The following is a 24949-nucleotide window of genomic DNA, read 5'->3' as shown; positions in this document are numbered from 1 at the left end:
GTCACCCTCGGTGACCGCGCGCTCCAGTGCAGCCGGGCCCGTACGGGCCGGCAGGCAACGCAGGCCCTGACAGGCCCGTGAACCCGGCCCCGCCGGGCCGCCGCAACCTGGGGCGAGGCGGTCTTCGATCCACCCTCCCCAGAGACCCGATCTGCATCGCGGCCGGCCAGGTGAGCCGGCGTCGCGCAGGTGCTGGAGCCCCCGATGCTCAACGTGTTCACGCTGGCCCAAGGCAGGCTGGCGCAGCAAGAGATCGACGACGGCCAGTTGCTGGCCCAGGCCAACCCGGTGTGGGTCGACCTCGAAGCCCCGTCGCCCACCGAGAAGGGCTGGATCCGAGAGCGCTTCGGCCTGGCCATCCCCGACAACATCGTCGACGACGATCTCGAGGAATCGGCCCGCTTCTACGAAGAGGACAACGGCGAACTGCACATCCGCTCCGACTTCCTGATCGACGACGACGTGACGCCGCGCAACGTGCGCGTGGCCTTCATCCTGAAGGACGGCGTGCTGTACTCGGTGCACGACGAAGACCTGCCGGTGTTCCGCCTGCTGCGCATGCGGGCGCGCCGCATCCCGGCGCTGATCGAGGACGCCAAGGACGTGCTGCTCAAGCTCTACGACGCCGATGCCGAATACTCGGCCGATGCGCTGGAGGGCATCTACGACAGCCTCGAGGCCGTGAGTGCGCGTGTGCTGAAGCAGGACGTGGACGACCGCGCCGCCGGCGAGGCACTGGCCGCCATCGCCAAGGAAGAAGACCTGAACGGCCGCATCCGGCGCAACGTGATGGACACCCGCCGCGCGGTGAGCTTCATGATGCGCAGCCGCATGCTCAATGCCGAGCAGTTCGAGGAGGCGCGGCAGATCCTGCGCGACATCGACTCGCTCGACTCGCACACGGCCTTCCTGTTCGACAAGATCAACTTCCTGATGGATGCCACGGTGGGCTTCATCAACATCAACCAGAACAAGATCATCAAGATCTTCTCGGTGGCCAGCGTGGCGCTGCTGCCGCCCACGCTGATCGCCAGCATCTACGGCATGAACTTCAAGCACATGCCCGAGCTCGACCAGCCCTGGGGCTACCCGTTTGCGGTGGGCGTGATGGTGGCCTCGGTGGCCGCGCCCTTCATCTACTTCCGCCGCAAGGGCTGGCTGCGCTGAGCTGGCTCAGCCGGCGATGCGGCGCTTCAGCCAGCGCATCACCGCGCCGATCAGTGGCAGCCGCGCATACAACTCACCGGCGGCGTCCCAGTAGTCGCGGTGCAGGGCGATGCGGCCGTCGGGCCCGAACCGCAGGTGCGTGCTGCCGTGGATCGTCATGGCCCGCGCGCCGGCGCCCTTCGTGGTGAAGTGGAAGTCCCAGGTCAGGAAGGCCTGCTGGCCGCGCGCAAAGCTGTCCAGCACGCGAAAGTGCGGCCGGTCCAGCGTCTGGAACATGTGGGCGAAGATGCCCCGCACGGCGATCAGGCCCCGCACGTCGTTGAACGGATCGACAAAGTGCGCATCGGCGGCGTACAGCTCTCCCAGGCGGTCGAGGTCGGCCGGCGACAGGGCCTCGAAGAAGGCCTTCACCCGTGCGGTGGCGTCGTCGGCAGGTTCAGCCATGCACGGCACGCCGCACGGCGCGGAAGTACAGGCCGTCGGACAAGGGGCGCAGCGCCTTCAGCAGCCGCGTGAAGCGCTTCGGGAAGTGGATCTCGAACTCGCCGGCCTCCCAGCCCTGCACGATGGCCCGCGCGGCTTGTTCGGGGCTGATCAGCGCGGGCATGTGGAAGGCGTTCTGCGCCGTCAGCGGCGTCTCGACGAAGCCTGGGTTGATCAGCGAGACGCCGATGCCGCGCGCTGACAGGTCGAGGTACAGCGTCTCGGCCAGGTTGATCAGCGCGGCCTTGGTCGGGCCGTAGGCCAGCGACTTGGGCAGGCCGCGGTAGCCCGCCACGCTGGACACCAGGCTGAGGTGCGCCGCCTCGCCCGCGGCCGACTGGCGCAGCAGCACCGGCAGGGCCGCGTCCAGCAGGTGCAGTGCGCCGACGTAGTTGACCTGCTGGTGGCGAAGCGCCTCGGCCAGGTCGAAGTTGGACGCGTCCATGGCGAGGTAGTGTCCGGCACAGTACATCGCCAGGTCGATGCCGCCGTGGCGGCGCAGCATCTCGGTGGCGGCACCGCGCACCGAACCCGCGTCGGTAACGTCCAGCGCCAAGGCGTCCGAGCCCGGGTGTTCGGCCACGAAGCGGTCGAGCGCGGCCTGCCCGCGGGCCGAGACGACCACCTGCGCGCCGCGGGCATGCAGCAGGCTGGCGGTGGCTCGGCCGATGCCCGACGAGGCGCCGACCAGCCAGATGCGGCGGCCGGACCAGTCGGCGATGCGCGGGTTCAATGCCATGGACGGCTTTCTGCGGAAGGGGTCATGGCCGGCGGAAGGACAACAGCACCTCGCCGACACGGAGGCCGAACTTGCTCATGACGGCGCGGTTGAGCATCACCTTGTCGTCGACCAGGAACATCCAGTCGTCGAACTGCACCTCGTAGGTGTCGCCGCCCACCGGCAGGCGCAGCGTGTAGCGCCAGTTCAGCGCGTTGCCGGCGGCCTGGCCGTCGGCCTGGCCGACCACGTCGTCCGCGCGCCCGACGTAGCGGCCGTCGGGCAGGCGCAGCAGTTTCCAGACCCGCCGCTCGGTGCGGCCGTCGGCATAACGGAACTGCTCGTCGAGGGTGCCCTCGTCGCCGCGCCAGGTGCCGACCAGGTCGACCGTGAAGCGCTGCAGCATCTTGCCGCTGCGGTCGGTGACCACGCCGTGGGCCACGAGCGGGCCGTCGAAGTACTGCTTCAGGTCGAGCAGCGGGCGCTGCGAGGCGTAGTCGGCCGGGGTCGGGCCTGCGCAGGCGGTCAGCAGCCAGGCCATCGCGGCGGCCAGGCACACGCCCCGGGTGCGGGCGGCGAATGCAGTCATGTCGTTCGTCCTTCGAGGGTCGGTCCGCTGCGCCACAGCAGCAAGGCGGCAGCCGCCTTGAGCAGGCAGGGCAGCGTGGAGTAGCACAGGGTCAGGGCCTGCAGCGCGGCCGGGTCGGTGGTCCCCGGCCGGTAGCCCAGCCACTGCAGGGCGGGCAGCGCGGCGCCAGCGGCCAGCGCCAGGTTGAGCTTGGTGACGCAGGTCCACCAGCCCGCGTAGCTGCCCTCGAGCCGCTGCGCGTGGCCGGCGCGCTGGATCACGCCGGTGAGCAAGGCCGCCGGTGCCACCAGGTCGGCGCCCAGGGCCACCCCGCTGGCCACGCAGATGGCGACAAAGGCGAGCCCGTCGCCGGCCCCCAAGGTGGCGGCCCCCGCAAAGCTGACGATGGCCATCAGCATGCCGGCCAGCCAGGTGCGCACCAAGCCGAAGTGGCGCACCGCGCGCACCCACAATGGCATCGACAGCGCCCCGGCCGCGAAGTAGCCGCCGAGGAACACGGGCTCGAGCGCTGGCGATTGCAGCCGGTCGCGCACGAAGAACAGCACCAGCGTCGCCGGAATGGCGCTGGCCACGCCGTTCAGCAGGAACACGGCGATCAGGTGCCGGAAGCCCGCCTGTCGCCAGGGCAGCGACCATTGCCCCTTTGTCGCCCCCGCGGGCAATGCGCTGCTGCGGTAGGGCGCCCGGCTCAGCGCGAGCCAGCCCAGACCCAGGCCCACCGCGCAGGTGGCCACCATCGCGCCCAGGCCGGCGAGCGCCGGCAGCACGCTGGCCAGCAGCACGCCGGCGAGCGCGATGCCCTCGCGCCAGCCCATCACCGCGGCCTGCGTCGAGGCGTCGCCGCCCAGTCGTGCGCCCCAGGCCTGATGCAGAACACCCAGGGCGCTGTAGCCCAGGTAGGTGACCACCAGGGACAGGCCGCACCACAGCAGCAACTGCCGCGGGTCGTCCATCGGCGGGAAGAACAGGGCCGCCAGGCCGAGCGCCAGCAGCACGGCGGCGCCGCCCGCGAGTTGCATCGCGCGGGTGCGCGTGGGGCCGAAGCGGCGGTCGACGAATCGACCCAGCCAGGGGTCGACCAATGCGTCGAGCAGCCGGGTGAGGAGCAGCACGGTGCCCAGCGCGGCCAGCGGCACGCCGAGCGAGGCGCCGTAGTGGCTGGGCAGCAGCACGTACAAGGGCAGCGCGGCGAAGGCCAAGGGCGCCGCGATGGCCCCGTAGCGCAGGCCATCGGCCAGCGGTATCACGACGGTGTCCCGATCATCTGCGCGCGCAAGCCCGGCTCCGACGTGCGTGGCGACAGCCAGATGCCGAAGAACAGCCGCGCGAACAGCGCATCGGCCACCTCGCCGCGCAGGCGCCCATTGGCATAGAAGCGCGCGCTGCGGCCGGGCAGGTGCACGCCGGTGAGCCGGTCGCCGGCGCCGACATCGGGAAACAGCTGCACCATCGTCTGCAGCCAGCGCTCGGCGGTGGCGGCATCGAACTCGCCGATGCGCCGCATCTCGTCGATCGAACGCTTGGCGATGCGCTCGCCCGACAGCGAGCGGGCATAGGCGATGTCGATGGCCAGGGGCTGGTCACCGCCGTCGCTGCGCACCGGGTCGGCGCTCCACACCTGCGCGTCGTAGATGTGCAGGCCCAGGAAGCGCATGGTGCCGGTGCCTCGCAGCCGGGCCTGCGGCAGGTGGGCGGCGATGTGCGGCGGTGGCGCAGCGGCCACCCCCTGCGCAGCCACGCTGAGGGCGCCCCAGGCCAGGGGCCAGGCGAGCAAGGTGCGTCGGCGCATGGGGGTGGTCAGGTCAGTCCCGCACCAGCGTGAACTGCATGACGTCGGTGTTGCCGGCGGCAAAGGCGGCCTCGCAATAGGCGAGGTAGAACTCCCAGATGCGCATGAAGCGGGTGTCGAAACCCAGTGTGCGCACCTGGGCCTCGCGGTGCAGGAAGGACACGCGCCAGCGGCGCAGCGTCTCGGCGTAGTCCGGCCCGAAGGCCAGCTCATTGACGACGCGCAGGCCGGCACGGGCGGCCTCGGCGCGGAAGGCCGACGGGCTGGGCAGCAGCCCCCCGGGGAAGATGTACTGCTGGATGAAATCCGTGCCGCCGACATAGCGCGCGAAGAGATCGTCGCGGATGGTGATCGACTGGATGCAGGCGCGACCGCCCGGGCGCAGCTGGCGTCGCAGGGTGTCGAAGTAGCCGGCCCAGTACTCGCGGCCGACGGCCTCGAACATCTCGATCGAGACGATGGCGTCGTAGGGGCCGTCGTCGATGTCGCGGTAGTCCTGGAAGCGCAGGTCCGCACGGTCGGCCAGGCCGGCCTGGGCCAGGCGCTCGCGGCCGAAGGCCAGTTGTTCGGCCGACAGCGTGACGCCGGTGACCCTGGCGCCGAAGTCGCGCGTGGCGCATTCGGCCAGCGCACCCCAGCCGCAGCCGATCTCGAGCACGCGCGAGTCGGCCGTCACCTGGCATTCGGCCAGCGCGCGGCGCATCTTGGCGTCCTGCGCGCCGCGCATCGGTCGGGTGAGGTCACCCTCGAACCAGGCGCTCGAGTAGTTCATCGACTCGTCGAGCCAGAGCCTGTAGAACGCGTTGCCGAGGTCGTAGTGCGCGTGGATGTTGCGGCGGCTGCCAGCTCGGGAGTTGCGGTGCAGCAGGTGGCGCACGCGGTGCCACAGGCTGCCCCACCAGCGGCCGTACACGGCCTGGTCGATGGCGTCGCGGTTGGCCACCAGCAATTCGAGCAGGCCGACCAGATCGCCCGTGGTCCAGTCGCCGGCGATGTAGCCTTCGGCGAAGCCGATGTCGCCGCTGCGCAGCGCGGCGCTGCACACGCGCCAGTTCAGCATGCGCATCGACGCCTGCGGCTCGGTGGACAGGCCGGTGCCGAAGCGCATCTGCTCGCCGTCGGGCAGTTGCACGTCGAGGGTGCCATGCCGCAGTCGGCGCAACAGCGCGAACACGGCTTTCGCGGACGTCGGTGCCGAAGCCGGCAGCGCGCGGGAGTCGAGGACGGTGGCGGTGGTCATGTCGTGCGGTTCAGCGGGGTGGGCGGGTTCTTGCCGACGAACGGCACGCGCCGAACCAGCAGGCGCAGCGCCTGCCAGTGGATGCGTGCCATCACGCCGAGCGTGAGCAGGGGCATGCGCCAGACGGCTCGGCGCAGGCTGGCGGCGGTGAGTGGGGCGAGGTCGCCGCTGACGCTGGTCATCAGCAGCGGCCCGTGGGCGTCGGCGTACTCGATGCGGGCCACGGTGCGACCGCTGTCCCGGCCGAGGTCGGTGCGCATGAAGCGGAAGCGGTAGCGGCCTTCGATCTGGCAGAAGGGCGAGACGTGGAAGGCCTTGGTGGCGTCGATGTCGCGGCCGAAGGCCAGGCTGTCGCCGTGGAGCAGGTAGACATGCCGCCCGCCGAAGGTGTTGTTGACCTCGGCGACGATGGCCGCCAGGCCGCCGTCGCGGCGGTGGCAGTACCAGAAGCTCACCGGCTTGAAGACATAGCCCAGCACGCGGGGGTAAGTGTGCAGCCAGACCTCGCCGTCGGCGTCCGCGATGCCTTCGCGCTGCAGCAGGCCGTCGACCCAGGCCAGCGCGTCGTCGCCGCCGTCGCCGTGGTCGCGGTCGTGGAAGCTCACCCAGGCGGCGCGGTTGCGCGCCAGCGCCGTGCAGGGCTGCACCCGCAAGCTGCGCAGCGGCAACAACACGAACCACGTCGGGTAAGCGAAGGCATGGTCGGTCGGGCGCAGCCGATGGTGGCGCACGACGCCAATGCCCAGGAGGGCTTGGCCGGGCGCGACGGCGTCGTGGTTCACGCGGCGTCCCGTGCGGCCAGGCCGTCGGCTTCGCGCCAGCGCAGGCGCAGCACATCCACCACGTCGACCGCACTGGACCAGCCGTCCTCATGGAAGCCATAGCCTGTCCACGCGCCCGCGAACCACACGTGCGCCCGGCCCTGGATGGACGACAGCCGCGCCTGCGCATCGAGGGCGCGCTGGTCGAACACCGGGTGGGCGTAATGGAACTCGCCATGCACCGTGGACGGCGCCGGTTCGCGCGACGGGTTCAGTGACACGATGACAGGCGTCTGCCAGGGCAGCGGTTGCAACCGGTTGATCAGGTAGTGCAGGCACACCGCCGACTGCTCGCGGGCCAGGTCGCCCGACCGCTCGTAGTTCCACGCCGCCCAGGCCTTGCGGCGACGCGGCAGCAGCGATGCGTCGGTGTGCAACACGGCGCGATTCGCCTGGTAGGGGATCGCTCCCAGCAGGCGCCGTTCTTCGGCGCTGGCGCCGTCGCCGAGCAGGGCCAGGCTCTGGTCGGTGTGGCAGGCGAGCACGACCTCGTCGAAGCGCTCTTCGCCCCGGTCGGTCTGCACCCACACGCCGCCCGAGGCCGAGCCCGGTGGCACGCGGCGCAGCCCGCGCACGGGGGTGTTCAGCCGTGCATCGGGCAGGTCGCGCACCAGCGCCTGCACGTAGTGGCGCGAGCCGCCGGTCACCGTGTACCACTGCGGCCGCTGCGTCACGCGGATCAGGCCGTGGTTGTGGCAGAAGCGGATCATCGTGGCCACCGGGAAGCGCAGCATCTGGTCGGTGGGGCACGACCAGATGCAGCCCAGCATCGGCAGCAGGTAGTTCTGGCGAAAGCCTTCGCTGAAGCGATGGGTGTCCAGGAAGTCGCCGATCGGCTCGCGCATGGCCTCGTCGGCGCCGGTCTCGGCCAGCGTGGTGCACAGGCGGTTGAACCGCACCAGGTCGGTCAGCATGCGCAGGAAACTCGGGCGCAGCAGGTTGCGGCGCTGGGCGAACACGCTGTCGAGGTCGGTGCCGCTCCATTCCAGGCCTGCGGCCTGCACGGAAAACGACATCTCCGACGGCGTCGTCTTCACCCCGATGGCCTCGAACAGGGCCCTCAGGCGCGGGTAGGTGGCATGGTTGAACACCAGAAACCCGGTGTCCACACCATGCGTGATGCCTTCGAGGGTGAGGTCGACCGTGTGGGCGTGGCCGCCGAAGTGTCGATCGGCCTCGAACAGCACCACATCGGCGTCGTCGCGCAGTTGCCACGCGGTGCCCAGGCCGGCGATGCCCGAGCCAACCACCGCGACTCGGCGACGGGCCGTCATGCGGACACCCCGCGCCAGGCGGAAAGATAAGGAGCCGTGCAGCGCCCCGAAGCGAACGAGGGAGGGAGGGAGGAGGAGGAGAACCGCCTCGGGATTGCGGTCCGGTCACCCGGACGGCTGCACGGCTGTAAAGCTGAGGCTGGAGCGCAGTGTTCGCGAACACTTGCCCGGCCAACAGAGTGATTGAGCCCCTGGGGCCGCAATGGTTCCGTGGATGTCGATGAAGCGAACATGAAGCTCAGACCAATCGATGAAAACCGAACGGTCTGATTGTGACTGATCAGTTCACATTTGACTTCAGTAGTTTCTCCAAATCCCTGACAAATGCGGGGTCACTGGGGTCGACCGCAGAGCCGTGGCTGATCACCGGCTGGCCGGTACGGCCGATCAGGTACTTGTGGAAGTTCCAGCCTGGTGCCTGGCCCGACACCCGGTGCAGCGCCGCAAACAACGGGTTCACCGGCCCGCCCGCCTTCGGCGACACGGTGGATTTGGCGAACATCGGAAACTTGACGCCGAAGGTGTTCTCGCAGAAGTCGGCGATCTCCTTGTTGCTGCCCGGTTCCTGCTTGCCGAAGTCGTTGGACGGGAAGCCCAGCACCACCAGCCCTTGTGGTCCGTAGCGCCGATCGAGCGCCTCCAGCGCCTTGTACTGGGGCGTGTAGCCACAGAAGCTGGCGGTGTTGACGACGAGCACCACCTTGCCGGCGTAGCCGCAGAGGTCGATGGGTTTTTCGTCCTGCAGGCGAGGCTGCACCTGCTGCAGCAAGGGGGGGCAGCTTGGCGCGGCCGCCACGGGCGCTGAGATGAAGACGGCTGCGGCGGCGAGCCAGGCGCCCCGTCGGCTTCTGGGCGGGACGCAACGGGGGGAGGGCAACGGTGTCATGGGCGAAGGCAGGTGGTCGGCAGGCGCCCAGTGTGATCGAAGCCGCCCGACACTGCGGGGCGCGCGGGATGTCCCGCGCGCCGCCCGGTCCATCAGGCTTTCTGGGCCAGCTCGGCCAAGCGCGCCTGGTCGGCCTTGCGATCGGCCGCCACCTTCTGTGCCGATGGTCGCTGGCCGATCAGCGCGGCGTACGACTTCCAGTCCACTCCCGCGGCCAGCAGCAGATCCTCGCCAAGGACCGACTTGCTGGCCATGCCGACCAACGGCAGGCTCACCCAGGCGGCGCAATCGGCCTGGGTGAACGTGTCGCCGGCCACGAAGGGCGAGAACTTCGCCAGGCGCTTGAAGCCGGCGATGTGCCGGACCAGTTGCTTGCGCACCCGGGCCTGTGTCTCGTCGCTGACCGTGCCGCCGAAGAAGGCCTGCGCGTACAGCTCTCGTGCCACCAGTTCGAGGTGCAGGTCGATGAAGGTGATCAACTCGCGCACCTTGGCCTGGCCCCAGGGATCGGCCGGCAGCAGCGGGTTGCCGGGGTACGCCGCGTCGATGTAGTCGAGGATGGCCTGGCTCTCGCACAGGCTGCCCTGCGAGGTGCGGATGAACGGCACCTTGCCCAGCGGCGAGCACGACAGCACGGCCTCGTCGCGCGAGCCGGTCATCACGAGTTCTTCCTGGAAGGGCACGCCCTTCTCGAGCAAGGCCAGCTTGACCTTGTTGTAGTAGTTCGAAATGCCGAAGCCGCACAAGGTGATCATCGCGAGGGTCTCCTGGGTTGAGCGGGCAGTCTAGGTCTCCGGGGGACTGGGTTGGCGACGCCTGGGCGACAAGGCCCCGGGTCCGCGGTTGACCACGGCGATGCCCAGTGCCACTGCCGCCGCGGCCACGAGCAGGCGCAGCGTCAGCGGCTCGCCCAGCAGGCCCACGCCGGCCAGCAGGCCAAACAGCGGGGTGAACAGGGTGAACGCGGCCAGCCTTGTGGCCGGGTAGTGGCGCACCAGCCAGAACCACAGCAGGTAGCTGAAGGCGGTGACCACCACCACCTGGAAGGCCATCAGCGCCAACGCCAGCGGGCTCAGCCGCACGGGCCAGCGCTCGCCGGTGAGCCAGGCGCCCACGGCCAGCAGCGCGCCCGAGACGATCAGCTGGTACAGCAGCGTGGCTTCCGGCGGGGCCGTCGTCAGCCGGCTGCCTCGGATGCCCAGCGTGGTGGCGCCCCAGAGCACGGCCGCGGCCAGCCCCAGGGCGTCGCCCCACCATTGGCGGTCACCCGCCACCGGGTGCGCCAGGCCTTCGCCGAAGGCCCAGGCCACGCCGCCAAAGGCCGCGGCCAGCCCGCACAGTTGCACCGTGTCGGGCCGCTCGGTGCCAGTGACCAGCGGCATGCCCAGCGCCACGACGAACGGCGACAGGTACAGGAAGACCGCCATGCGCGACGCCGTGGTGTACTGCAGGCCCAGGAAGATGCACGCGAATTCGGCCGCGAACAGCGTGCCCACCAGCAGCCCGGCCGGCAGGGTGCTGCCCAGCAGGTTCGTCGAGACACCGCGCCAGCGCGCCCAGGCGGCCACCAGCAGCGCGCCGCCGATCGACCGCACCGCCGCCTGTGTCAGTGGCGGGATCTCGGCCATCGCCACCTTGGCCGCCACCTGGTTCAGGCCCCACAGCAGGCAGCACAGCAGCAGCAGCGCCACCGCGCGCGAATCGAGGTGCGTGCGGCGGGCGTCGGATGGCTGCGTGCTTGGGGTGGCGATGGCTCGAGACACCACGGCCTCGTCGCTCGGCGCGAGCCGTGGGCGGTCTGGTGGGTCCTGGGCGGTCCCGGGCCGCCCGGACGCCTCGCTCACCGCAACAGGCGGCGCATCGCCCGCAGCATGGCGGGCTGCCGTGTCGGCGGGTGCCCGGTCTGCGCGGCCCCGTCGGGGCCGATCCGCCCGCGTGCGGGCCAGCGCTGCGGTACGGTCGCCGAACGTCCCGCCGGGCGACGGCGCGCGCACAGCAGCGCGGCACAGAGCAGCCCTGCCACGGCCCCGGTGGCATGGGCCAGCGGGGCCATGGTGATGTCCCAGCCGACCGACTGTCGCGGCGCACCGGACCACGGCGCCTCGAGCAGCACTTTGGTCACCAATCCCAGCGCCACCACCAGGCCGATGCGGCGCCGTCGTCCGGTGCCCTGCACCCACAGGTGCACCGCCACCACCGCCACGCCGGCATGCAATACGCCCGACAGGCCGCCGTAGTGCTGCAACGCCGGCTGCCACAGCAGGCCCAGGTGGGTCAGCGGCCAGGCCAGAGCCCAGGCCAGCGACGCACGCGGGCCGCAGCCAGCGGCCACGCCCAAGGCTGCCAGCAGCGCGACACCGATCAGGTGGACGCCCAGGTGCAAGGGGCTGAGGTGCACCAAGGCAGCCGTCCACAGCCGCCAAGGCTCTTGCAGCGCCAACGCCGGCTGCCAGTTCCAGGCGTCGGCGTCCTGGCCGACGGCCATGGCCGCGCCGACGGCGAGGCAGCCGCACAAGCCCGGCCAGATGCGCGCGCGGTTCATGTCGTCCGTGGGGTCAGCCGAAGACCGCTCGCCACACCGTCAGCACGGCGTCGCGCTCTTTGGCCAGCGTGTCGACGGCAAACTGCGTTGGGCGCTCGTCGAGGCGTGCCCGGTGCTGTGCGCGGCGCAGTTCGCGGTAGGCATCGCCGGCGGCGTGCCCCGCGCCGGGCGGCAGCAGGCCCAGCGCTTCGGCGCGCTGCAGCAAGGCGATGTTGCCGACGTTGTCGAGCAGGGGAGCATGGGCCAGCGATTGGGTGAGCACGAGGAACTGGACCGCGAATTCGACGTCCATCATGCCACCAGGGCTGTGCTTGACGTCGAACATGCCTTCGGGCACCGGTCGCGACTGCCGAACTTTATCGCGCATGGCCACCACCTCCTGCCGCAGCGCGGCCGCCTCTCGGGGCGCGGCCAACACCTGTCGGCGCACCGTTTCGAAGCGGGCTGCCAGCCCGGTGGCGCCGGCGCAAAAGCGCGCCCGCGTGATGGCCTGGTGCTCCCAGGCCCAGGCGGTGTTGCTGCCGCGGCCGACCTGATAGCGCTCGAATGACGCGATCGAGGTGACCAGCAGGCCCGAGTTGCCGTTGGGTCGCAACGCCGTGTCGATGTCGAACAGTTCGCCGGCCGGAGTGCGAAGCGTGAGCCAGGTGATCAGCTTGCGCACGTAGTGGCCATAGACCTCCTGCGCGCGGTCGGGATCGGGCTCGTCGGCATCGTCGTACAGGAAGACGACGTCCAGGTCGCTGCCGTAGCCCAGTTCCTTGCCGCCGAGCTTGCCGTAGGCGATGACGGCGAAGTCGGGCGTCGGCCGGTGGTGCTGCCGAAGCCGCGGCCACGACCAGCGCAGCACGCACTGCAGCGTGGCATCGGCCAGCGCGGACAGGTCGTCGGCCACCTCTTCGACCGTGATCAGGCCCTCGACGTCGCGCACGAGGGTGCGGAAGACCTCGGCGTGGTGGGCATGTCGCAGCGTGTCGAGCAGAGACTCTTCGTCGGCCTCGCCGCTGCGCACCCAGGCGGCGTGGCGCTCGTCGAGCGAGCCGATGTACTCGTCGGTGTCGAAGCGGCCGTGCAGCAGGCGCGGATCGGCCAGCTCGTCGATGACGCCCGGGTGGCGCATCAGGTAGCGCATCGGCCAGCGCGCCAGCCCCAGCAGGCGCAGCAGGCGCTTCATCACCTCGGGCCGCTCGAGCAGCAGGGCCAGGTAGCTGTCGCGGCGCAGCAGCGGGTCGAGCCAGTCGATGAACCGCAACGCGGCGGCCTCGGTGCAGCGCTCTTCGGCCACGCACACGGCGGCGCGCTGCACCAGGCGGCCCAGCCGCAGGCGGCTTTCCTCGCGCAGGGCCAGCACGCGCGGCTGGGTGCACCAATGGCGCACGCGCTCGGCCATTGCCGGCGGCAGCTTCTCGGCCAGTGCCTCGCTGTCCACCGGCAGCGGGCCGGAGCCGCACTGCGGGCAGCCGTTGCGCCCGCCGTTGGTGGCCGGCGCCTGGCCGTCGTGCAGCAGGGCGTCGAACTCGGTGGCGACGAACTCGCGCACCTCGCCCAGCTTGTCGAGCAGTTCGCACGCATCGGCGCGGCAGGACAGCCCCATCGACGCAGCGATCCAGTGAAGGTCAGCGTCGACGGTGGGCAGCAGGTGCGTCTGCTGGTCGTCGAGGAACTGGATGCGGTGCTCCACCCGCCGCAGGAAGACATAGGCCTCGGCCAGCCGCGTGGCGGTCTGCGGCAGCATCAGGCCGCGTGCGGCCAGGCGCTGCAGGCTCTTGAGGGTGGATCGGGTGCGGATCTCGGGAAACTGTCCGCCGCGCACCACCAACAGCAGTTGCACGATGAACTCGATCTCGCGGATGCCGCCGCGCGAGAGCTTCACGTCGTTGGCGCGCTCGGGTCGGCCGGCGGCGCGTCGTTGCGCCTCTTCGCGGATCTTGTGGTGCAACTGCCGCAGGCCCTCGAAGATGCCGTAGTCAAGGTAGCGGCGGTACACGAAGGCCGTGACCAGCGAGCGCAGCGGCAGGGCACGTCCCGACTGCACCGAGGCCTTGGGGGCGACGACCCGGCTCTTCAGCCAGGCGAAGCGCTCCCACTCGCGGCCCTGCACCTGGAAGTACTCCTCCAGCATGCCCAGGCTCACCACCGGTGGGCCGGAGTTGCCGTTGGGGCGCAACGCCAGGTCGACCCGGAACACGAAGCCGTCGTCGGTGGTGTCGCCGATCAGCGCGTACAGCTTCTTGGCCACGGCGGTGAAGTACTCGTGGGCACTCACCGGGCGCGGGCCGTCGGTGTGGCCGTCGTCCTCGTAGACGTAGATCAGGTCGATGTCGGACGACACATTGAGCTCGCGCGCGCCGAGCTTGCCCATGCCGATGATCCAGAAGTCGATCACCTGCCCGGCCTCGTCGCGTGGCTGGCCGACCCGGGCGTCCTCGTCGGCGCGGGCCTGGGCCAGGGCGATCTCGAGCGTGGCCTCGGCCAGCGCGGTCATGGCGCCGGTGACTTGCTCGAGCGGCGCCTGCTGCTCGGTGTCGAGCACGGCCAGTCGCTCGAGCACCAGTTGGCGGGCGACGCGCAGCGCCGACGCGAGCGGCCGGCCGGCCTGCGCCAGGTGCTGCACGAGCGCGGTGATGGTGGGCACGTCCGGCACCCCCTGCGGCAGCAGGGACATCTCGGCGGCATAGCGGCGCCGGATGCGCTGCACGAAGCGGCTGTGGTCGGCGGTGGCCGACGGTGTCGGCGCGGTGCTGGGGGAACCCATGGGCCTGAACAGGCTCTGTGCTAGATTGCCGCGCGAATTGCTTCGCCGTGGGCAGGCTTCTGTCCGAGCCGGGGCCGGCCTGATTCAGGCGCCTGGTACTGGTTGTCCCTCATTCATGTCCCTCTCGCTGTTCGCCGCATCGACGCGCGCACCCCGTTGGCGCTGGTGGCGCCTGGTGCTGCGCGTGGGCGGCTGGGCTGTGCTCTCGGCGTGGAGCTTAGTCCTGCTGGCGTGGCTGACCCTGCACTGGGGGATTTTGCCCCGTCTCGACGAGTGGCGTCCACGCATCGAGGTTTATGCCAGCCATGCGCTGGGCCAGACCGTCGAGATCGGTCGCATCGAGGTGCGGTCGTCGGGCTGGGTGCCGGCGCTGACGCTGCACGACGTGGTGCTGCGCGATCCCCGCGGGCGCGAAGCGCTGCGGCTGCCGCTGGTGGCTGCGGCCCTGTCGGTGCCATCGCTGCTGTCGCTGCAACTGCGCTTCGACCAACTGCTGATCGACGGGCCCCGGCTCGAGGTGCGCCGCGATGCCCAGGGGCGCCTGCGGGTGGCCGGCATCGACATGGACGGCGAGGCCATGGGCACCGGCGGCGGCCTGGCCGATCGCTTCTTCGAGCAGCATGAGTTCGTCATCCGCGGGGGCGTGCTGCGCTGGGTGGATGAGTTCCGCGGCGCACCGCCCCTGGAGCTCACCGACGTGCAACTGGTGGTGCGCAACAGGCTCACCCGCCACGACATGCGGCTGGACGCCACGCCGCCGCCCGGCTGGGGCCAGCGCTTCACGCTGGTGGCGCGCGCGCGCCAACCCCTGCTGGCGAACGCCGGCGACTGGCAACGCTGGCGCGGCACGCTGTACGCCGATCTGCCGCAGGTGCTGGTGCAGCAACTGCGCCGCCACGTCGACCTGCCGTTCGACCTGGACCGGGGCGAGGGCGCGCTGCGCGCCTGGGTCGATTTCGAGCATGGCCTGCCGCAGGGCGGCACGGCCGACCTGGCGCTGCGCGATGTGTCCGCGCGGCTCGCCAGCGGCCTCGAGCCGATGGCGCTGGCCCAGGTGCGTGGCCGCGTGGTGGTCGAGCGCCAGCCCGAGGGCGTGCGCATCGTGGCCACCGGCTTTGGCTTCGACACTGCCGAGGGCCAGCGCTGGCCGGCCGGGCGCATGGTGCTGTCCTGGCAGCAAGCGCAGGTGATGCGGGCGCAGGACCTGGGCACGTCCATGCAGTCTCGACCCGTGACGAGCGGTGAGTTCAGCGCCGAACGGCTCGATCTGGCGCTGATGGCCCAACTGGGCGAACGCCTGCCGCTGGGCACCGGCGTGCAGCGGCTGTTGGAGACGCTGGACCCGCGCGGCACGGTGACCGGCCTGGTGGCGGGCTGGCGTGGTCCGATCGACGCGCCGACGCACTACAACGTCAAGGCCGAGGTGCAGGGCATGGCCATCGCCGCGGCGGCGTCGTCCGAGCCGGGCGGCGTCGGGCGGCCGGGCTGGCGCGGCGCCGACCTGTCCTTCAGCGGCACCGAGTCCGGCGGCCAGGCCAAGCTCAGCCTGCAGGACGGCGCGCTCGAGTTGCCCGGGGTGTTCGAGCAGCCTGTCGTGCCGCTGCGGCGTTTTGCGGCGCAACTGGGCTGGCGCATCGAGCCCGTGGCCAACGGCCGGCCTCGCATCGAGCTGAAGGTGGGTGGCGCGCGCTTCGAGAACGACGACACCCAGGGGGAGCTAGAGGCCAGCTGGCGCACCGGCACGGCCGACGGCTTCGGCAAGGGCGCGCGATTGCCGGGGGTGCTCGAGCTGTCGGGCAAGCTGTCGCAGGGCCAGGCCGTGCGCGTGGCACGCTACCTGCCGCTGGGCATCGCGGCCTCGGCCCGAGACTACGTGCGCCGTGCAGTGCAGGGCGGTCGCGTGCTGTCGGCGGCCTTCAAGGTGAAGGGCGACCTCTGGGACTTTCCCTTCGTGCAGCGCAACGACGGTGAGTTCCGCATCGCCGCGCAAGTGCAGGACGTGACGCTGGCCTATGTGCCGTCGGTGCCCGCCACGTCGGCCGAGGCGGCCTGGACGTCGCCATGGCCGGCGTTCGGCGCCGTCTCCGGCGAACTGGTGTTCGACCGCACGTCGATGCAGATCCAGCAGGCGCGTGGCCGGCTCTGGGGCGTCGAGTTCACCGACGTGAGTGGCGGCATTCCCAACCTGGTCGAGCCGGCGGTGCTCGAGCTGGAAGGCCACGGCCGCGGGCCGGCCGCCGACTTCCTGCGCTACGTGAACACCACCCCGATCGGCGGCTGGTTGAACAAGTCGCTGGCCCAGTCGACCGCCGAAGGCCTGGCCGACCTGAAGCTGTCGCTGCGCCTGCCGCTGCACCGCCTCGACGAGGCGCAAGTGCGCGGCAGTGTCCAGTTGCTCGGGGGCGACCTGCGCATCCGGCCCGAGACCCCGATGCTCGGCGCGGCGCGCGGGCGGGTCGACTTCACGCAGCAGGGCCTGCGCGTGGCGGGCACGGCGCGCGCGTTCGGAGGTGAGGCCAGCATCGACGGCGGCACGCAGGCCGACGGCAGCCTGCGCTTCGGCGCCAACGGCACCGCGTCGGCCGAAGGCCTGCGACGCGCCAGCGAACTGGGCATCGTCTCGCGCTGGGCGGCGCGCGCCGAGGGCCAGGCGCCGTATCGCCTGCAGCTCGGCTTTGCACGGGGGGTGCCCGAGATCCTGGTCACCAGCCCGCTCACCGGCATGGCGCTGAACCTGCCCGCCCCCATTGGCAAGGCGGCCGAGGCGGCCTTGCCCCTGCGAGTGCAGATCGGCCTGGCACCCGAGGCCCGCGCCGCGAACACGCCCCTGCGCGACCTGCTGCGCGTCGACCTGGGCAGCCTGCTCAGCGCCCAGTACCTGCGCGACCTGGGCGGCGACGAGCCGCAGGTGCTGCGCGGGGCGGTGGCGGTGAATGCGCCGTTGCCCGAGATGACGGCCGGGGTGCGCGCGGTGGTCCGGCTGGGCGATGCCAATGCCGATGCCTGGTTGGCCCTGCTGCCCGAGGGCAGCCTGGGCAGTGCGCCCGGTGCGGCGGTGGCACGCGCGTCGACGTCGCCCGCGGCATCCTCGTCGACCGCCACGGTGGCCGCGGCCGGCGCGTCTGCGCCGGCCGGCGGGGCGGTGCCCGGCGCTCCACCGGCGTTGGTCGATGCCGGCCTGGGCTACCGCCCCAAGGCCATCGAGCTGGAGGCGCTGTCGCTGACCCTGGCGTCGCGCCGCCTGACGCACCTGACGCTGTCGCTGGCGCGCACCACCGCGCCCGCCCCGGGCTGGCGGGCGCAGGTCGATGCCGACCAGCTGCGTGGCGAGGTGGCCTACCTCGAGCCCCGTGGGCCGGCCGATGCCGGCCGGGTGCGGGCGCGGCTGGCGCGCCTGTCGCTGCCCCAGTCGGAGGCCGACAGCGTGGAGGGCCTGCTCGACCAGGCCCCGGCCAGCGTGCCGGCGCTCGACCTCGAAGCCGAGGAGTTCGAGCTGCGCGGGCGCAAGCTCGGCAAGCTCTCGGTGGAGGCGGTGAACCGCAGCCGCGGCGGCGTGGCGTCGGCGCGCGAGTGGCGGCTCAATCGGCTGGCCCTGCAGTCGGCCGACACCGACCTGCAGGCCACCGGCCAATGGGCGCATGCCCAGCCCGGCGACGCGCGTCGGCACATGAACCTGGACTTCACCCTCAACACGCCCAACGCCGGCGCGCTGCTCGAGCGGCTGGGCTTCGGCAAGGTCATCCGTGGCGGCAAGGGCGGGCTGGAGGGCCAGGTGTCGTGGGCCGGCTCGCCATTGGGCCTGGACCTGCCCACCTTGTCGGGGCGCATGAACGTGGCACTCGAGGCCGGGCAGTTCCTGAAGGCCGAGCCCGGCGCCGGCCGGCTGCTCGGCGTGCTCAGCCTGCAGGCGCTGCCGCGCCGGCTGGTGCTGGATTTCCGCGATGTGTTCCAGGAGGGTTTCGCCTTCGACAACATCAGCGGCGACGTGCAGGTGGACCGCGGCGTGGCCCGCACCAACAACCTGCGCATGCGAGGCGTGCAGGCCGCAGTGCTGATGGAGGGCAGCGCCGACATCACCCAGGAGACGCAGGAACTGCGGGTGGTGGTGGTGCCCGAGATCAACGCCGGCACCGCGTCGCTGGCCTATGCGGTGATCAACCCGGCCATCGGCCTGGGCACCTTCCTCGGCCAGTGGCTGCTGCGCGGGCCGCTGGCCGAGGCCGGCACGCGCGAGTTTCGCGTCTACGGCAGCTGGACCGACCCGCAGGTGGCGCCGGTCGAGCGGCGCCCGGCGGCGGCCGCCGCCGCATCGGCACCGGCCAGCCGCTCGCCCTGATCCCACCTCGTCCACCGAAGGCCTCCCGATGAAGATCGCCGCGCTGCAGATGGTGTCCACCCCCGATGTCGACCGCAACCTCGAGGCGGCCGAGCGCGGCATCGCCGAGGCGGCGGCGGCCGGCGTCCGGCTGGTGGCGCTGCCCGAGTACTTCTGCCTGCTGGGGCGCAGCGACCGCGACAAGCTGGCCGTGGCCGAGGCCGATGGCGACGGGCCCATCCAGGCCTTCCTGTCGGATGCCGCGCGGCGCCATGGCCTGTGGGTGGTCGGCGGCACACTGCCGATGCGCACCGACCACGCCGAGCAGGTGCGCAACAGCTGCTGTGTCTACGCGCCCGATGGCTCGCGGGCCGCGCGCTACGACAAGATCCACCTGTTCGCCTTCGACAATGGCGGCGAGCGCTACGACGAGGGCCGCACGCTGCAGGCCGGCGACACGCCGGTGGCCTTCGATGCCGAGGGCCTGCGGGTGGGCCTGTCGGTGTGCTACGACCTGCGCTTTCCCGAGCTGTACCGCGCGCTGATGGTGCCGCCCTGCGACCTGATCGTCGTGCCCTCGGCCTTCACCCACACCACGGGCCAGGCCCACTGGGAACTGCTGCTGCGCGCCCGCGCCGTCGAAAACCAGTGCTACATCCTGGCGCCAGCCCAGGGCGGCCTGCACGAGAACGGCCGACGCACCTGGGGCCACAGCCTGCTGGTCGACCCCTGGGGCAAGGTGCTGGCCTGCCGCGACGAGGGCGAAGGCCTGGTGGCCGGCGAACTCGACCGCGAGCGCCTTGCCCAGGTGCGGCGGCAGTTGCCTGCGCTGGCACATCGGCGGCTCTGAACCCTGGCGCGGCCCTCGCGCGCACCCTGGGCAGGTCCGAGGTGGCTGCTGCGGCATTGCCGCACGTGACAGCGCCCACGTTTGAGCCGGATTAACCTCGCCGGACTTTCCCCCCGCGAGACTCCGGCCCCATGTCCACCACTGCCCCCCGTCCCGACAAGGCCGTGCTCGTCGTCGGTGCCGGCGACGCCACGGGCGGCGCCATCGCCCGGCGCTTCGCCCGCGAAGGCTTCGCCACCTGCGTGACACGGCGCACCGCCGACAAGCTGGCGCCGCTGGTCGACCGCATCCGGGCCGAGGGCGGCGTGGCCCATGCCTGCGCCTGCGATGCGCGCGACGAATCCGCGGTGGTGGATCTGTTCGCACGCATCGAAGGCGACATCGCGCCGCTCGAGGTGGTGGTGTTCAACATCGGCGCCAACGTGCGCTTCCCGATCACCGAGATGACCGAGCGGGTGTACCGCAAGGTCTGGGAGATGGGCGCGCTGGCCGGCTTCCTCACCGGCCGAGAGGCGGCGCGGGCGATGCTGCCGCGGGGCCGGGGCACGATCCTGTTCACCGGTGCCACGTCCAGCCTGCGCGGCGGGGCGGGCTTCGCTGCCTTTGCGGGGTCGAAGCATGCGCTTCGCGCGCTGGCCCAGAGCATGGCGCGCGAGTTGGGGCCCAAGGGCCTGCACGTGGCGCATGTGGTCATCGACGGGGCCATCGACACGGCCTTCATCGCCGAGAACTTTCCCGAACGCTATGCACTGAAGGACAGGGCAGGCATCCTCGATCCCGACGCGATCGCAGAGAGCTACTGGCAACTGCACCAGCAGCCCCGCAGCGCCTGGACGCACGAGATGGACCTGCGGCCATGGATGGAACCCTGGTGAGGGAGGAGACGCGATGGATCGGACGGTGGAGTTCTTTTTCGACGTGGGCAGCCCCACGGCCTACCTGGCCTGGACCCAGCTGCCGCGCATCGCCGCCGAGTGCGGCGCGCAACTCGTCTACCGGCCGATGCTGCTGGGCGGCGTGTTCAAGGCCACCGGCAACGCCAGCCCGGTGAGCGTGCCCGCCAAGGGGCGCTGGATGGGCGACGACATCGCCCGCTGGGCGCGACGGTATGGCGTGCCGTTCCGGTTCAACCCGCACTTCCCGATCAACACGCTGGCGCTGATGCGCGGCGCGGCGGGCCTGCAGTTGCAGCGGCCCGACGAGTTCGAGCGCTATCTGAAGGCGGTGTTCGATGCGCTGTGGGTGCAGGGCCTGAACCTCGGCGACCCGACGGTGCTGGCCCATGTGCTCGAGGCCACGGGCTTCGAGGTGGGCCCGTTCATCGCGATGGTGGCCGACCCAGCCGTCAAGGCCCGGCTGGCGGCCACCACCGACGAGGCGGTGGCGCGCGGCGTGTTCGGCGCGCCGACCTGCTTCGTCGGCGAGGCCATGTTCTTCGGCCAGGACCGGCTCGACTTCGTGCGCGAGGCACTGCAGGCGGCCTGACGCCGGTGCGGCCGGGCCGCGGCGTCAGCCCAGTTCGGCGCGCCGCGGCAGGTCGGCACCGCGCCGGCCGCAGGTGAGGGCGGCGGCGCGGGCGGCAAAGCCCAGCGCCTGGGTCTGCGCCGCGGCGTCCAGCGCCGCGATGGCCTGCGGGGTCAGGCGGCCGGTCTCGGCCAGCCAGGTCAGCAGTGCCGCCTGGAAGGTGTCGCCGGCGCCCACCGTGTCGACCACCTCGACCGGCTGCGGCGGCATGCGCACCGTGTCGCGGGCGGTGACGCCCACCGCGCCCTCGCCGCCGCGCGTCACCACCACCCAGGGCGTGCCGGCGGCCAGCGCCTCGGCCGCGAAGTGCTCGATCGACCGGCCCGGGTACAGCAGTCCCAGGTCTTCGTCGCTGACTTTCAGCAGGTGGGTGCGCGGCAGCATCCAGCGCAGCGTCTCGCGCCAGCGGTCGAGGTCGGGCTCGACGTTGACGCGGATGTTGGGGTCGTAGGCGATCACGCTGCGCGCGTGCTCGCGCTCGACCAGCGCCCGCTGCGTCGACCCGACCGGCTCCACCACCATCGCGTACGAGCCGAAGTGGAAGGCGCGGGCCCGCGCCGGCACGGCTGCCAGGTGCGCCGGCAGCAACTGCCGGTCGGCGGCGCCATGGCCGTAGAAGGCATAGCTGGGCACGCCGCGGGCGTCCACGCCCACCAGGCTCAGCGTGGTGGGGGCGTCGGTGCGGGCGACGCAGCCGGTGGCTATGCCTTCATCGGCCAGTGCGCGCATCAGCCGCTCGCCGGCAAAGCCGGTGGAGATGCCGCCGAGGAAGCCCACCGGCTGCTGCAGCCGGGCCAGCCCCAGCGCCACGTTGAAGGGCGAGCCGCCGATGCGGCCATCGAAGGCCAGGCCCGAGGGCGTCTGGCCGGCTTCGAACACGTCGAACAAGGCTTCACCACAGACGATGAACATGATTCTGCTCCTGTTGAGGGTTTTCCATTAATCAATCAACTTGATTTATTAAAGCATGGCCGACAGAATTGCACCATCCGTTGAATCCCCAACGGCCTGCTTCCCGATGGCGCCACCAAGACGCCAATTCACGACGCCACTTCACGACCCACCGACCTCACGGACCCTTCAGGAGACATCCCATGCGCACCCCCTTCATCGCCACCGTCCTGGCCCTGGCCGCTGGCGCCACCCTTGCCGCCGAGCCCGTCATCGGCCTGATCACCAAGACCGAGACCAACCCCTTCTTCGTGAAGATGAAGGAAGGCGCCGCCGCCGCGGCCAAGGCCAAGGGCGCGAAGCTGCTGTCCGGTGCCGGCAAGACCGACGGCGACAACGCCGGCCAGGTGACCGCGATGGAGAACATGATCGCCGCCGGTGCCAAGACCATCCTGATCACGCCGAGTGACTCCAAGGCCATCCTCCCGGCCATCAAGAAGGCGCGCGACAAGGGCGTGATGGTGATCGCGCTCGACAGCCCCACCGACCCGGTCGACGGCACCGACGCGCTGTTCGCCACCGACAACTACAAGGCCGGCGTGCTGATCGGCCAGTACGCCAAGGCGGCGCTCGGCGGCAAGCCGGCCAAGATCGTCACGCTCGACCTGTTCCCCGGCCACCCGGTGGGCGCGCAGCGCCACAACGGCTTCCTGAAGGGCTTCGGCATCGCCAACGCGCCGGACGCCAAGAGCAACGAACTCGGCACCGACGCCAGCGTCGTGTGCATGGCCGACAGCTTCGGTGACCGCGCCAAGGGCCAGACCGCGATGGAGAACTGCCTGCAGAAGGCGCCCGACGTGACCGTCGTGTACACCATCAACGAGCCCGCCGCGGCCGGTGCCTACAACGCCCTGAAGAAGGCCGGCAAGGACAAGAACGTGATCATCGTGTCGGTCGACGGCGGCTGCCAGGGCATCAAGGACGTGGGCACCGGCGTCATCGCCGCCACCAGCCAGCAGTACCCGCTGAAGATGGCGTCGATGGGTGTGGAGGCCGGCATCGAGTACGCCAAGAGCGGCAAGAAGGTGAGCGGCTACACCGACACCGGCGTCACCCTGATCGCCGCCAAGGTGGTGCCCGGCGTCGACAGCAAGGACGTCAAGACCGGCACCGAACTGTGCTGGGGCGGCAAGTGAGGCCTTCGCTGACGCGCCCGGTCGGGCGCTGAGCCTGCCCACCGGCGCGGCGCTGGCGCTGCCGGGGATGCGCCCCCGGGGCCGCGCCGCCGCATCGACACCCACCCGCGCGCATCCGCCCGCGGACACCGAAGGGACACCGCCATGAGCACCCTGATAGAGAAACTGCCGCCGATCGGCCAGCTCGGGCCCTTCATCGCCCTGCTGATCGCCTGCGTCTTCTTCGCGTTCACCACCGACCGCTTCTTCAGCGCAGAGAACCTGTCGCTGATCCTGCAGCAGGTGATGGTGGTGGGCGTGATCGCGATCGGCCAGACGCTGATCATCCTCACGGCCGGCATCGACCTGTCCTGCGGCATGGTGATGGCCCTGGGCAGCATCGTGATGACCAAGTTCGCGGCCGACCTGGGCATGCCGGCGCCGCTGGCCATCCTGTGCGGCATCGGAGTGACCGCGCTGTTCGGGCTGCTCAACGGGCTGCTGGTCACGCGCATCAGGCTGCCGCCCTTCATCGTCACGCTGGGCACCTTCAACATCGCGTTCGCCATCACCCAGCTCTATTCCAACGCGCAGACGATCACCGACGTGCCGCCGTCGATGACCTGGCTGGGCAACACCTTCCCGCTCGGCGGCGCGTCGATGGGCTACGGCACCGTGCTGATGATCGTGCTGTACCTGGGCATGTGGTTCTGGCTGCGCGAGACCTCGGCCGGTCGCCACGTCTACGCGGTCGGCAACAACCCGGAGGCCACGCGGCTGGTAGGCATCCCCACCGAGCGGGTGATGCTGGGCGTGTACGTGCTGGCCGGCGTGTTCTACGGCGTGGCCTCACTGCTGAGCGTGGCCCGCACCGGCGTGGGCGACCCCAACGCCGGGCAGACCGAGGCGCTGGACGCGATCACCGCGGTGGTGCTGGGCGGCACCAGCCTGTTCGGCGGCCGCGGGGTGATCCTCGGGTCGCTGGCCGGTGCCGTGGTGGTGGGCGTGCTGCGCAACGGCCTCACGCTGATGGGGGTGTCGTCGGTGTACCAGGTGCTGGTCACCGGCATCCTCGTCATCCTGGCGGTGACGGTCGACCAGATGTCCCGCAAGGGCGCGCGCTGAAGGAGTCATGAGCATGGCAACCCAACCCATCGTGATGCAGGCCAAGGGCCTGGTGAAGCGCTACGGCCAAGTGACGGCGCTGGACGGCGCCGACTTCGAGCTGCGCGCCGGCGAGATCCTGGCGGTGATCGGCGACAACGGCGCCGGCAAGTCGTCGCTGATCAAGGCGCTGTCCGGCGCCACCATCCCCGACGAGGGCGAGATCAGGCTCGACGGCAAGCCCATCCACTTCCGCAGCCCGATGGACGCGCGCCGCGTCGGCATCGAGACGGTCTACCAGGACCTCGCGGTGGCCCCGGCGATGACGATCGCCGAGAACCTGTTCCTCGGCCGCGAATTGCGCCGCGAGGGCTTCCTCGGCAACGTGCTGCGCATGCTGGACAAGAAGAAGATGCTCGAGATCAGCATCGCCCGCATGAACGACCTGAAGGTGGGCATTCGCTCAATGACCCAGGCGGTCGAGACGCTGTCGGGCGGCCAGCGCCAGTGCGTGGCGGTGGCACGCGCCGCGGCTTTTGCGGAACATGTGGTGATCCTGGACGAGCCGACCGCCGCGCTGGGCGTGAAAGAGGGCAACATGGTGCTCGAGCTGATCCGGCGCGTGCGCGACAAGGGCCTGCCGGTCATCCTCATCAGCCACAACATGCCGCATGTCTTCGAGATCGCCGACCGCATCCACGTCGCCCGCCTGGGCCGGCGCGCGGCGGTGCTGAACCCGAAGAAGATCAGCATGAGCGACACCGTGGCGGTGATGACCGGCGCCATGCCCCCCGAACAGATCCCGGCCGAGTGCCTGGCGCTCTGA

At 71.0% G+C, this 24949-nt stretch carries 22 protein-coding genes; 8 read left to right on the top strand and 14 right to left on the bottom strand.

Going from position 1 to position 24949, the window contains the following annotated elements:
- Window positions 1-204 precede the first annotated feature (204 nt).
- On the top strand, window positions 205-1167 hold the full coding sequence (corA, locus tag EOINJALH_RS20665) for a magnesium/cobalt transporter CorA (protein ID WP_088283526.1): 963 nt from the start codon (window positions 205-207) through the stop codon (window positions 1165-1167).
- A gap of 6 nt (window positions 1168-1173) precedes the next feature.
- Here corA and EOINJALH_RS20660 read toward each other — a convergent pair whose 3' ends face one another.
- From EOINJALH_RS20660 to glnE, 13 genes are all read right to left on the bottom strand, one after another.
- Window positions 1174-1611: a nuclear transport factor 2 family protein gene (locus tag EOINJALH_RS20660; RefSeq protein WP_088283524.1), complete on the bottom strand. Its 438-nt coding sequence runs from the start codon at window positions 1609-1611 to the stop codon at window positions 1174-1176.
- Entirely contained in the window at window positions 1604-2389 is a 786-nt protein-coding gene (locus EOINJALH_RS20655) for an SDR family oxidoreductase (RefSeq protein WP_088283522.1), read from the bottom strand. The genes EOINJALH_RS20660 and EOINJALH_RS20655 overlap by 8 nt, the downstream gene beginning before the upstream one ends.
- 22 nt (window positions 2390-2411) lie before the next feature.
- A complete protein-coding gene (locus EOINJALH_RS20650) occupies window positions 2412-2957 on the bottom strand; it encodes a DUF3833 domain-containing protein (RefSeq protein ID WP_088283520.1) in 546 nt (181 codons plus the stop codon).
- On the bottom strand, window positions 2954-4204 hold the full coding sequence (locus tag EOINJALH_RS20645) for an MFS transporter (RefSeq protein ID WP_310732325.1): 1251 nt from the start codon (window positions 4202-4204) through the stop codon (window positions 2954-2956). The genes EOINJALH_RS20650 and EOINJALH_RS20645 overlap by 4 nt, the downstream gene beginning before the upstream one ends.
- Window positions 4201-4746 (bottom strand): chalcone isomerase family protein, encoded by a 546-nt coding sequence (locus EOINJALH_RS20640; RefSeq protein ID WP_088283518.1) that lies wholly within the window; start codon window positions 4744-4746, stop codon window positions 4201-4203. The genes EOINJALH_RS20645 and EOINJALH_RS20640 overlap by 4 nt, the downstream gene beginning before the upstream one ends.
- A gap of 13 nt (window positions 4747-4759) precedes the next feature.
- Complete coding sequence (locus tag EOINJALH_RS20635) at window positions 4760-5986, bottom strand: cyclopropane-fatty-acyl-phospholipid synthase family protein (RefSeq protein ID WP_088283516.1); 1227 nt, start codon at window positions 5984-5986, stop codon at window positions 4760-4762.
- Window positions 5983-6768 carry a DUF1365 domain-containing protein gene (locus EOINJALH_RS20630; RefSeq protein WP_088283514.1) on the bottom strand — a complete coding sequence of 262 codons (786 nt, stop codon included), beginning with the start codon at window positions 6766-6768 and terminating at the stop codon, window positions 5983-5985. The genes EOINJALH_RS20635 and EOINJALH_RS20630 overlap by 4 nt, the downstream gene beginning before the upstream one ends.
- Window positions 6765-8081 (bottom strand): NAD(P)/FAD-dependent oxidoreductase, encoded by a 1317-nt coding sequence (locus EOINJALH_RS20625; RefSeq protein ID WP_088283512.1) that lies wholly within the window; start codon window positions 8079-8081, stop codon window positions 6765-6767. The genes EOINJALH_RS20630 and EOINJALH_RS20625 overlap by 4 nt, the downstream gene beginning before the upstream one ends.
- A gap of 280 nt (window positions 8082-8361) precedes the next feature.
- A complete protein-coding gene (locus EOINJALH_RS20620; RefSeq protein ID WP_088283510.1) occupies window positions 8362-8967 on the bottom strand; it encodes a glutathione peroxidase in 606 nt (201 codons plus the stop codon).
- A gap of 92 nt (window positions 8968-9059) precedes the next feature.
- Entirely contained in the window at window positions 9060-9722 is a 663-nt protein-coding gene (locus tag EOINJALH_RS20615) for a glutathione S-transferase (RefSeq protein WP_088283508.1), read from the bottom strand.
- A gap of 30 nt (window positions 9723-9752) precedes the next feature.
- Entirely contained in the window at window positions 9753-10730 is a 978-nt protein-coding gene (locus EOINJALH_RS20610) for a DMT family transporter (protein ID WP_234413959.1), read from the bottom strand.
- Between the two features lie 77 nt (window positions 10731-10807).
- Window positions 10808-11509: a rhombosortase gene (gene rrtA, locus EOINJALH_RS20605; RefSeq protein ID WP_088283506.1), complete on the bottom strand. Its 702-nt coding sequence runs from the start codon at window positions 11507-11509 to the stop codon at window positions 10808-10810.
- A 13-nt stretch (window positions 11510-11522) separates the two neighbouring features.
- Window positions 11523-14264, bottom strand: a complete 2742-nt coding sequence (gene glnE / locus EOINJALH_RS20600) for a bifunctional [glutamate--ammonia ligase]-adenylyl-L-tyrosine phosphorylase/[glutamate--ammonia-ligase] adenylyltransferase (RefSeq protein WP_088283504.1) — start codon at window positions 14262-14264, stop codon at window positions 11523-11525.
- 115 nt (window positions 14265-14379) lie between these two features.
- Between glnE and EOINJALH_RS20595 the strand changes: the two genes are divergently transcribed.
- The 4 genes from EOINJALH_RS20595 to EOINJALH_RS20580 all read left to right on the top strand — a co-directional run bounded on the left by EOINJALH_RS20595 (window position 14380) and on the right by EOINJALH_RS20580 (window position 20914).
- Window positions 14380-18600 carry a YhdP family protein gene (locus EOINJALH_RS20595; RefSeq protein WP_158219835.1) on the top strand — a complete coding sequence of 1407 codons (4221 nt, stop codon included), beginning with the start codon at window positions 14380-14382 and terminating at the stop codon, window positions 18598-18600.
- 28 nt (window positions 18601-18628) lie between these two features.
- A complete protein-coding gene (locus EOINJALH_RS20590; protein WP_088283501.1) occupies window positions 18629-19429 on the top strand; it encodes a carbon-nitrogen hydrolase family protein in 801 nt (266 codons plus the stop codon).
- Between the two features lie 131 nt (window positions 19430-19560).
- Window positions 19561-20304, top strand: coding sequence for an SDR family oxidoreductase (locus EOINJALH_RS20585; protein ID WP_088283499.1), 744 nt, complete (start codon window positions 19561-19563; stop codon window positions 20302-20304).
- Window positions 20305-20317: 13 nt separating this feature from the next.
- Window positions 20318-20914 carry a 2-hydroxychromene-2-carboxylate isomerase gene (locus tag EOINJALH_RS20580; protein ID WP_088283497.1) on the top strand — a complete coding sequence of 199 codons (597 nt, stop codon included), beginning with the start codon at window positions 20318-20320 and terminating at the stop codon, window positions 20912-20914.
- A gap of 24 nt (window positions 20915-20938) precedes the next feature.
- On the opposite strand, the gene EOINJALH_RS20575 is transcribed toward EOINJALH_RS20580, so the two are convergent.
- Window positions 20939-21865, bottom strand: coding sequence for a carbohydrate kinase (locus EOINJALH_RS20575; RefSeq protein ID WP_088283495.1), 927 nt, complete (start codon window positions 21863-21865; stop codon window positions 20939-20941).
- Between the two features lie 182 nt (window positions 21866-22047).
- Here EOINJALH_RS20575 and EOINJALH_RS20570 point away from each other — a divergent pair, with 182 nt between their 5' ends.
- The 3 genes from EOINJALH_RS20570 (at window position 22048) to EOINJALH_RS20560 (ending at window position 24949) form a co-directional block, all read left to right on the top strand.
- Window positions 22048-23040 carry a sugar ABC transporter substrate-binding protein gene (locus EOINJALH_RS20570; RefSeq protein ID WP_088283493.1) on the top strand — a complete coding sequence of 331 codons (993 nt, stop codon included), beginning with the start codon at window positions 22048-22050 and terminating at the stop codon, window positions 23038-23040.
- Between the two features lie 144 nt (window positions 23041-23184).
- Window positions 23185-24144 carry an ABC transporter permease gene (locus tag EOINJALH_RS20565; protein WP_088283491.1) on the top strand — a complete coding sequence of 320 codons (960 nt, stop codon included), beginning with the start codon at window positions 23185-23187 and terminating at the stop codon, window positions 24142-24144.
- Between the two features lie 13 nt (window positions 24145-24157).
- Complete coding sequence (locus EOINJALH_RS20560) at window positions 24158-24949, top strand: ATP-binding cassette domain-containing protein (RefSeq protein ID WP_088283710.1); 792 nt, start codon at window positions 24158-24160, stop codon at window positions 24947-24949.

This window comes from Ideonella sp. A 288 (assembly GCF_002198735.1).
Lineage (GTDB): Bacteria > Pseudomonadota > Gammaproteobacteria > Burkholderiales > Burkholderiaceae_C > Pseudaquabacterium.
Note: the sequence above shows the minus strand (reverse complement) of the source record. Positions and strands in the feature narration are given on the sequence as shown.